The organism is Psychrobacter sp. 4Dc, assembly GCF_002836715.1.
Taxonomy (GTDB): Bacteria; Pseudomonadota; Gammaproteobacteria; order Pseudomonadales; family Moraxellaceae; genus Psychrobacter.
Genome location: NZ_PJAT01000008.1, coordinates 1 through 9,775 on the forward strand (window position 1 = coordinate 1; position 9,775 = coordinate 9,775).

Below are 9,775 nucleotides of genomic sequence, written 5' to 3' on the forward strand. Positions count from 1 at the left end.
TCTCTTTAACAAGTTTAATATAGCTAGTCAAAGAAATACTATTAGCTTTAGTCATTTTGATTCTACCTTGTTTAGAGATTGTTCAGTATCCCGATTCTCAATAAATCTATGCTACTCTAATTATCATATTCGTACCCGTAGGTACGTTTTACATGATAACTTATAAAGTGATCATATCACGAAGGAGGTTAAGAACCATATGCTAAGTAATATACCAAAACATAAAGTATTCATCAGTTTCCATCACGCTGATGATGATGATCGGAGAGAGTTCGAAAATATCTTCTCAAATGATGTTGAAATCTTTGTTTCTCGCTCAGTTCAAGATGGTGATATTGATCCTAATAATAAAACTGAAACTACTCGCCAGGTGATTCGAGACAGATTCATATCTCAAAGCTCAGTTACTATTGTATTGATTGGTCAAGATACTTGGAAAAGAAAACATGTTGATTGGGAGGTGGGGTATAGCATCAAAAAAACCAGTCAGAATACACGTTCAGGACTTATTGGCATATTATTGCCAAGCTATCAATCATATGCGCTAGGGTCTTGCTCTTATTCAATATCTGAAAATGGAACTGTATACACGCCGTGTAATGTTCCACCTAGACTCTATGACAACGTACAAGCTGGCTATGCGAAAATTTATTCCTATCCTACGAGCCATCATGAGCTAATGACATGGATTCATGAGGCTTTTCATAGAAGGAATAATATACATGTTACGCCTAGCAATAATCGTACCTATTTTTCATCAAATCGTGGAGAACATCAAAATTACTGGCAAGCTTAAATTTAATCAAAGCCATCTTGGATCTTTATAATATGACTACTTCTACTCAGAACTTACCACCTCTTGCTGTTCACTTTATTTGGCACCCTTCCGACAAAGAATTTATTTTTAACATTATTAGTGAGTTCCGTAGGTATATTACTCGCGATACAGATAGACCATTTTCACGGGAGATCAATATACCTACCTTTCTCTATAGCTCTAGAAATCCAAGTAACCCACCGAAGAACACTCCGCCTAAGCTTGCTGATAAAAATGTTGTCTTCGTATTTACTAGTGGACAAACTTTGACCGAACCATCATGGGTAGACTACTTCAATAAACTAGGCGGTAGCACTGACTACTTTATTGTTCCAGTTGCTATTGATGAAGCCGGTATGAAGCATAGTTACTCTGGAACTCTTAAAAACTATAATTTCATTAGAGCGCATAATTGGCCCGACGATAACCGTATAGAAAGTGGTATTTTAGAGCTTTCACATGAGCTGTATCGTTATGGTCTAAATGATATTAATTCTAATGAGGTTGGAAAAGAGACGTCAATAAAGTTATTCCTAAGCCATGCAAAAAAAGGCGATACAGGATTGAATCACGCTCAAGAAATTAAGCGATTTATTGACAATAGTAATATGAATCGGTTTTTCGATGCCAATGAAATATCGCCAGGTTTTAAATTTGATGAAGAGATAGAACGTCATCTTAAAAATTCTACAATGGTAGCTATTGTGAGTGATGCCTACTCTTCTAGATATTGGTGTCAGCGCGAAGTTTTAACTGCTAAATCAGAGCATAGACCTATAGTAGTGGTTAATAGTCTTGAGGACTACGAAGATAGGATTTTCCCTTCTATCGGTAATGTACCCTGTGTACACGTTACCGCTGAAACTTTAACGCACAAAGATATATTGCGCATTCTAATTGCATCTTTATTAGAAACTGTGCGTTTCAAATATGCAGAAGTGTCCTTAAAATTTTATCAATCTCAGGGATGGATTGATTCAAAAGCTTCTATTCTTTGTCGTCCTCCTGAAGTACAGCAGGTAGTAGAGCTTCTATCTAAGAATCAAAGTTCCTCAAATGACTCCGGTAGATTGCATCTTTGTTATCCTGAACCACCTCTATATCAAGAAGAGACTATATGGACAGATTATCTTAATATAACAGTGTCTACTCCTTTGTGGTCAAGTAATGAAGAGCAAACCGAGAAATATAATATTGGAATCTCTATTTCAGATTATCTTGAAGATGGTTATGAGGAACATCATCAGCATACAGATGAGTTGCAAAGACTTTCTCAAGATTTGGCGAGACATATTTTATCTCGTGATCATACTCTAATCTATGGGGGAGACTTGAGGGAAAATGGTTTTACAGAGTTTGTTCTTGAAGAAGCATCAGTATTAAAAGAGCGCTTAAAATCAGATCAGTTTAATGTTAAAAATCACTTAGCGTGGCCTTTGTACTTAACTCCAGCCAGTAAAGAATTTAGTATTAAGTATTATGGTTTATTAGATATCGTCAAGCATCAAGTACCTGGCGATATAGACTCTATATTAAAGGATAAAGAAATTTTTCTTAAACCTGACTGTCCAGAAAACCAATATATATGGTCGCGTTGCTTAACGACTATGAGGGAAGAATCGATAGAGAATTCAGATATCAGAATTTTTGCAGGGGGCAAGTTAGAGGGATACTTAGGTAAGATGCCTGGAGTACTAGAAGAATTTCTGATAGCTATCGACTTGAATAAACCAATATATTTGGCTGGAGGTCTCGGTGGACTTTGCCAAAAGCTATGTGACAGTATTTTAAATAATGAAATATGCGAAGAATTTGCTGAAGGGTGGCAGATAAGCCATAATGCGGGGTATATAGAACTTCAACAGATTGCAAAAGGTAATTCCTTTGAAGCTAATTACGAACAGGTAGAAACATCATTGTTAAATTTATCGGTTGAAAAATTGTCTTCAGAGTCTGGTCTGAGTAAAGATGATTATATTCGATTAATGAAAACACATTTCGTTGATGAAATTGTCCATTTGATACTTAAAGGTTTGAAGCAGCGAGAAAGAAACCTTGGCGAATCCTGATATTACTCATATCATTTAAGAAAAGGAGGTTTATATAAGTTCGCTGAACATTATCTAAGATTTATATATTAGTAAATAAATCTTAGATGGTTAAGTTCTCAGAAATGTTAAAACATAGGTTGCTGATCCTTTAAAACATGTAGACATATGCACCTAATAGTACTCTTTAATATAAGCATAAGCCCGATCGAACAGCTCTTGGTCTTTGTGTAGCTTGTACTTCAAAAGTGCTTTGCGTAAGGATTTTTGTACTTCACGCTCGCCGGCGCTAGTTGTTTGCCAGCCAGGAAAGCGAACGATTCTCACAATGGCATCGATATCAGCCACAATGCGCTCGACCACTGCCGGTGTTTGATCCGTTTTTAGCTCTAAAAACAACTCAGACAAAGCCGCTGTAGGTGATTTCTCTTGAACATCAATTTCTAGCTCTTTCTCTGCCTGCACTGTTTCTTTAGCGATCTTACAAAGCTCTTTTACAAAATCAATTGAAGCTATCAACCCTTTTTCCGCTTTATCACGTAAAGCTTCAAGTCGTTCACTCAGAGACTTAAAGGTAGGCAGATCTCCGGCTCCTTTGAAGCGCTCAATTAAAGCTTTTTCTAGTTGATTTACTTTTTTTGGACTAGGATTATTAAAGATGTCCTCGATGATATTTGCGTCCATGACAAATTCATCTAATACATGCACGCTGCCCACATGCACGTTGTCATGAATCAATTTGGTAGTCTGTGCGCCTAGCGTCAACCAAAGCAGTTTGCCGGTACTGTCTGAAGCGGGCTTAACCGATTCATAAACCTGAGCCAGCCACTTATAGTCTTGGTTATATTCATCTAATACTGAGTCCGGTGACAACGATTCCCAAAGCTTAAATAGAAATTTAAAGTCCAACGCAAAAGCGTCTTTCTTTTCATTATTGGCTATAGCATTCTGTGCCGCTTCTAAGCCTTCAAAGCCTTCTAAGGTCCTATCCACGCCTTCAAAGTGAGACAGGGCATTGTTCATGGCCTGTGGTAGCTGTTCGCGCAGCTCTGATAGGTTAGTAATGATTTGCTGAGCACCTAGCTCATCGAACTCTAGCGCTTTTGCTGCATCATCAAATACACCAAAGTAATCGACAATACAGCCAAAGGTCTTGTCTGGATATAGACGGTTGGTTCGGCAAATCGCTTGTAGCAAGGTATGGTCTTTCATGGACTTATCTAAGTACATGGTCTGACAAATGGGAGCATCAAAACCGGTTAAAAGCTTTGCGGTAACGATAATAAACTTCAGCTCGGAGCTAGCGTCATTAAACTCATCGACAATTTTTTCTTGTTGGCTCTTGTCTATGCCCCATTTTTTCTTAAACTCATAATCATCGTTAGCGGTAGTTGAAATAACCACTTTACTGGCTGCTTCAGGGAAGTGCTCGTCAAGAGCCTCTTTATACAGTACACAAGCATGACGATCTGGCGTGACTATCATCGCCTTAAAGCCGTGCGGCTCTACTTTCTCCATAAAGTGGATAGCAATGTCTTCAGCTATTCTAGTAATACGCTCAGGCGACTTTAGAAAGGCGGCCATCTTGGCTGATTTTTCATTTAATGCATCAGCGTCTTCATCACTCAGAGCTTGGCTTTCTTTAAATTCGGCAAAGGCTTTATCGAGCGACTCTTTATCAATATGTACATCAACCAAGCGTGGCTCAAAATGCAAGGGTAGAGTGGCTTCATCACGAATGGAGTCATGGAAGGTATAGCGGCTCATATAGCCGCCTTGGTCTTCTTCTGCACCGAATGCCCAGAACGTATTCTTATCCGCTTTATTGACGGGCGTACCTGTTAAGCCAAAGAGAAATGCGTTAGGTAGCGCAGCACGCATCTGACGGCCTAGATCACCTTCCTGTGTACGGTGGGCCTCATCTACCAGTACGATAATGTTATCGCGAGTATTCATATTAGGCTTAGCGTCACGGAATTTGTGGATAGTAGAAACGATTATCTTACGGGTATCACGTTCAAGCATCTGCTGCAATTCTCTAATGCTTTCAGTGCTTTCTACATTAGCGATATCGGCCGCATTAAAGATGCCGCTTATTTGGGTGTCTAAGTCGGTTCTATCTACTAGAACAATAACGGTTGGACTTTTTAGCTTTGCTTCACGGCGCAGTTTTTGTGCTGCAAATACCATCAATAAAGATTTACCAGAGCCTTGGAAATGCCAGATTAGGCCCTTTTTGATTTTACCTTCAACGACACGTTCAACGATTTTATTCGCGCCTTCATACTGCTGAAAACGCGGTATTATTTTCATACGCTGCTTTTTCTTATTACTGCTAAACAGTGAGAAGTTACGCATGATATCTAGCAAGCGAGCAGGGTTAAGCAGGTCTTTTAATTCTTTACCGACTCCACCTAAACCAAAGCTTCTAGCGATAGCATCGTCATCATTACTTAAACGCCAAGGTGCCCAAAACTCTAGTGGACAGCGTACAGAACCGTAAAAGAACTCTTTTCCCTCGGTAGCAAATGACAGGATATTAGGCACAAATAGTTGTGGCACAGCGTTTTCATAAATATTGTGTATCTCATGCGCGCCGTCTAGCCAGCTAATAGAGGGGCGAATAGGGGTTTTGGCTTCACCAACGACGACGGGGATACCGTTAATCATCATCACGATATCGGGTATTTTGGTTTCTCTATAATGAATACGAAACTGATTGGTAATGACGTACTGGTTATTCTCTAGGTTTTCAAAGTCAATTAGGCGAATAGACACATGGTGATTATTCTCACCAAAGGGCATAGTCTTTTCGCCCGTTAGCCATTGAAAGAACTCTTCGTTGGCTTTAACCAAACCAACTTGGTTCACCGAAATTAAAATAGCGCGCAGGGCATGAATAACTTCATCAGCCAAAGCAGGGTTTGCTTGGATCTCAGGGTTTAAGCGTAATAGAGCCGCTTTTACTTGCGATTCAACCAATACTTCATTAACACTACGGCCAAGCTGCTCGGCGGATTGGAACTGCCACTGGGCACCATACTGACTACGAGGCTCATTAACTTGGTTGTTCGCTTGAGAAGCGTTTAAGTTAACGCCGCTCATTTGATTGATGATGTAATGCTCTACGCTGTTTAATTCGGTGAAGCTCATTTTAAACTACTCTTTTGGCTAGGTTTTTCATCAGTGATTGAGACTTATTTCTTCTTGTTCTTACTAATGAGCAGTTTTTAGATATCTTATCTAACATTTCCACTATTAGAACTTGTTGGGAAAGTGGAGGAACTACTATTTGAATTTCTTTCAAATAGGCAGCTCTTATACCAGAAACAGTTGTTCCTGATGACTTAGCTGCAACCATATTCTTAAATGAAGGGTTATTAAGTGCATAGAACAAAAACCTACCGTAAACAGAGTCATTTGGTTGTAAACAAATGACTCTTTGTGCCAGTGCAAATTTTTCACTCATCTCAACAATGGCAGTGTTACCTAACGGTGCTTCTGTAGTGAAAAGGACATCATCTTGTCTTGGAATCCCTCTTCTCATCCATGGCTCATAGTCCGCATCTGAAATAAACTCTCTGGGTTCTCGATCGAGCCAACCATTACGAATATTTTTAGCTGTAATTAATGGAACACCTTCCTCTGTCTTCTTAGGAGTCTTCCCTCTATAATCAATAAATTTGGCAACATCTTTTAATTTTATCTTTTGCCATCTGTTAGGCAGACTATCTCGATCTACTACCAAGTGGTAGCCGTTAAGTAGTTCAATCATTTTTGCTAATTTAAACTTTTCAGTCCTTTCTAACAGTATTTGATCGCTCTCAACGAGACAGCTTATTCTAAATAAAAAATTAACTAATATAGCTTGATCCTCTACAGAGGGTAATAATACCTCATAATTTGCTAAATCTTTAAATTTAACCCTTGGCGATAACCCACCAGCAGAATGCTCGACTGCAAAATCGAAAAATTTATCGTTGTTTACAATAAAAGGAAGTAGGTCTGGTGAAAGGATTTCTTCCTTAGCACGCATAACTGTTATATCGCCAGAGCAAATGCCATCAAAATTTGCTTTCGCAGCTTTCTTCAAATAAGCTCTACGTCGGCCAAATAAGACATCATCTTTACGGAATCGCTTAGTAAATGTGGTGCTCTCTTCAATACTGGCTGAACGGCGTAAGTGGATATCTTCACTATCGATATGCTCTAAGCCAACAACGTGTTCAATACCTTCGGCAATGGGGTCTTTTACGGACTCTTTTGGCTCATAAACAATATCGCCAAACTTGAAGGTTATCCATTCGCTTTTATCAATAGAGAAGTTTTCAATTAAATCAAGATCTATCATACGGAAAGCTCCTTAAATAACGTATCCATTGAAGCTTTTAGGTCATTTGAAGATTGTTGCCACTGTTTATAGGCATCAGAAAATTTCTTACCGTCTGATTCTTGCCACGCATCAGGACGTACATAAAGATTAATTGCCATATTAGCGTTTTTATCCAGTACGTCTTGACTATTCACGAGTAAGGAAAAGTTTTCTATAGTCTCAAAGCGTTGGTACGCATCAAAGATTTTATTAATATGTTCGGGCAGCAAGTAACCCATATTGCTTTCTTGCTTAACTTCTTTTACGGCATTAATAAAAAGAATTTTGCCCTGCTTACTTTTCTCTTTTTTAGTCTTAGTAATCAGCAGGCAGGCTTCCATTGGTGAGTTATAGAACAGGTTAGGTCCTAGACCAATGACACACTCCACCAAGTCCTCTTCAATCATTTTGCGGCGCATCTGCATCTCGGCGTCACGAAATAGAATGCCGTGTGGCCATAATGAAATGGAACGGCCATTACCTAAATCTAGACTCTTTTGAATATGTTGTTGGAATGCATAATCCGCACAGCCTTGCGGCGGTGTGCCCCATAGATTTCTACCGTAAGGATCATTTTCAAAAGCTTTTCTATCCCATGACTTAATCGAGTAGGGCGGATTCGCTAATATCACATTGAACTTTTTCAGTTCACCGCCTTCTATTAAGCCTGGATTAGCCAAAGTATCGCCACGCACAATCTCAAACTCTTCAATACCGTGCATAAACATATTCATGCGAGCAATGGCTGAGGTAAGCAGGTTAATCTCTTGGCCATATAGTTTTAGCGTGCGGTACTCTTTGCCTTCATCTTTTAAATGTAGAGCACAATTCAACAATAAACCACCAGAGCCACAAGTAGGGTCATAGACTGATTCACCTGGCTGGGGGTCCATAATCATAGTCATCAGCTTTACTACGGTACGGTTGGTATAAAACTCTGCTGCCGTATGGCCGCTATCATCAGCGAACTCTTTAATCAGATATTCGTAGGCGTTACCCAGTTTATCGTCAGGTACATTAGCTAAATTAAGCGTGTGCTGCGAGTAATGCTCAATAAGGTTCGTGAGCATGGCATCGGATAGACGCTCTTTATTGGTCCAGCTAGCATCACCAAAAATACCTTGTAAGGTGTCAGGATTGGCTTGCTCAATGGAACGCATAGCGCTTTGCAATGCTTGGCCGATGTTGACCGTGGTTTCACGAACATCTTGCCAGCGCGCGCCTTCTGGAATTTGGAAATGGTGGTTTTCTGCAAAGGCGGCGTACTCCATATCTCCGTCTGATTCATCCAATGCTTTTTCAAACTCTTCGTCGTACACATCAGAGATGCGCTTAAAGAACAGTAAAGGAAAAATATACTGCTTGTAGTCGCCAGCATCGATAGTGCCGCGTAAGGTAGTGGCTGCGCCCCAAAGGTATTTTTCTAAGGATTTTTGATCAAGTTCTTGGTTGGCCACTATACTGCCTCCTCAAATGATTCTTCGATATAAGTAAGATCAAATAGCTCATACAGTTTTTTTCTCAAAAGTTGTTTTCGATGTGCAAAGAAATCCTCGAAATCTGCTAGCTCTAATGACTGCTCATCTAAGATATAATTTCGCTTTCGATAATAAGTTGCATCATCAGCTTTATTATTAACCCACTTAGATAGGTCAGTAGCTTGCTTTACAGTGTTTTCGCGACCTTCTAGTAACTGCAAGTTAGGCACCTGATCACGCATATCCTGCCACTGTTTGATAGTTTCGCCGTCTATTCCAACTTCCTTCAATATAGAGGGCTTAAATTTACTATGAGGATGCATATGGTCTTGATGAAATGAGATTTGATCTAACTTCAAGTCTGGATAAAGCGTTGAAAGTAATAAGAACGTAAACGCACCTTTCTTATATTCTAAGAAGTTCTCAATATCTGTTGCATCGATGGTTAGCTCTTTACCACCTGATAACTTGGTTTTTTTATACTCAGAAAAGTCAAAGCTCGTATGTTTGAGTGTATATGTATCATCGCTTTCAGCTTTTTGTCTTAACCCGTTACGTAAGCCCCTTAAAGCAGTATCTGCTTGACCACTATAAACCTGTTTCAAGAGGCTATGTACAATGAGCTTTCTCAGTTCTGGCTTAGTCGTAGAGTTTACCTTTCCACCTTTATACAAATAATAGGCCAATGGAGTCGCAGCATAGTTAGATGACAGACGTCTCTGATTAAAACCAAACTCTCTCAGCATTACCGCCGCATCTATCAAGGCTTTGCGAATTTGATCCCAGTTATTTTTTATTTTATGAATGTTCGTAGAATTGAAAGTATGTATCTTAAAGTTCATTGGTGCATCAACAAGAAATAAACAGGTTCGCATCAAAAAATCTGTATTAAAGTTAAATAGGCCATCTTTACCATTCATCTCAGATATCAGTTTTTCGATTTGCTTACGACCATCTGGCCAGTGTGCCACTAAGGTAGAGAATAGCAGGTCAGATTTTGATAATACTGTCCCACCACTATTTACGCGCACGAAAATATCTAAAATATCATCTAGGTTTT

General features: G+C 39.3%; 5 protein-coding genes and 1 pseudogene. 2 read left to right on the forward strand and 4 right to left on the reverse strand.

Annotated elements, in window-relative coordinates:
• Positions 1-199 precede the first annotated feature (199 nt).
• Positions 200-796, forward strand: a complete 597-nt coding sequence (locus CXF61_RS00965) for a TIR domain-containing protein (RefSeq protein ID WP_165596821.1) — start codon at positions 200-202, stop codon at positions 794-796.
• A gap of 32 nt (positions 797-828) precedes the next feature.
• A complete protein-coding gene (locus CXF61_RS00970) occupies positions 829-2,886 on the forward strand; it encodes a TIR domain-containing protein (RefSeq protein WP_165596822.1) in 2,058 nt (685 codons plus the stop codon).
• A gap of 153 nt (positions 2,887-3,039) precedes the next feature.
• Here CXF61_RS00970 and CXF61_RS00975 read toward each other — a convergent pair whose 3' ends face one another.
• From CXF61_RS00975 to CXF61_RS13970, 4 genes and pseudogenes are all read right to left on the reverse strand, one after another.
• A complete protein-coding gene (locus tag CXF61_RS00975) occupies positions 3,040-6,018 on the reverse strand; it encodes a type I restriction endonuclease subunit R (RefSeq protein WP_165596823.1) in 2,979 nt (992 codons plus the stop codon).
• A gap of 1 nt (position 6,019) precedes the next feature.
• On the reverse strand, positions 6,020-7,216 hold the full coding sequence (locus tag CXF61_RS00980) for a restriction endonuclease subunit S (protein ID WP_165596824.1): 1,197 nt from the start codon (positions 7,214-7,216) through the stop codon (positions 6,020-6,022).
• Positions 7,213-8,694: a type I restriction-modification system subunit M gene (locus CXF61_RS00985; protein WP_165596825.1), complete on the reverse strand. Its 1,482-nt coding sequence runs from the start codon at positions 8,692-8,694 to the stop codon at positions 7,213-7,215. The genes CXF61_RS00980 and CXF61_RS00985 overlap by 4 nt, the downstream gene beginning before the upstream one ends.
• Positions 8,694-9,775, reverse strand: a pseudogene (locus CXF61_RS13970) (DUF262 domain-containing protein); the annotation flags it as partial. The pseudogene CXF61_RS13970 and the gene CXF61_RS00985, both read right to left, overlap by 1 nt.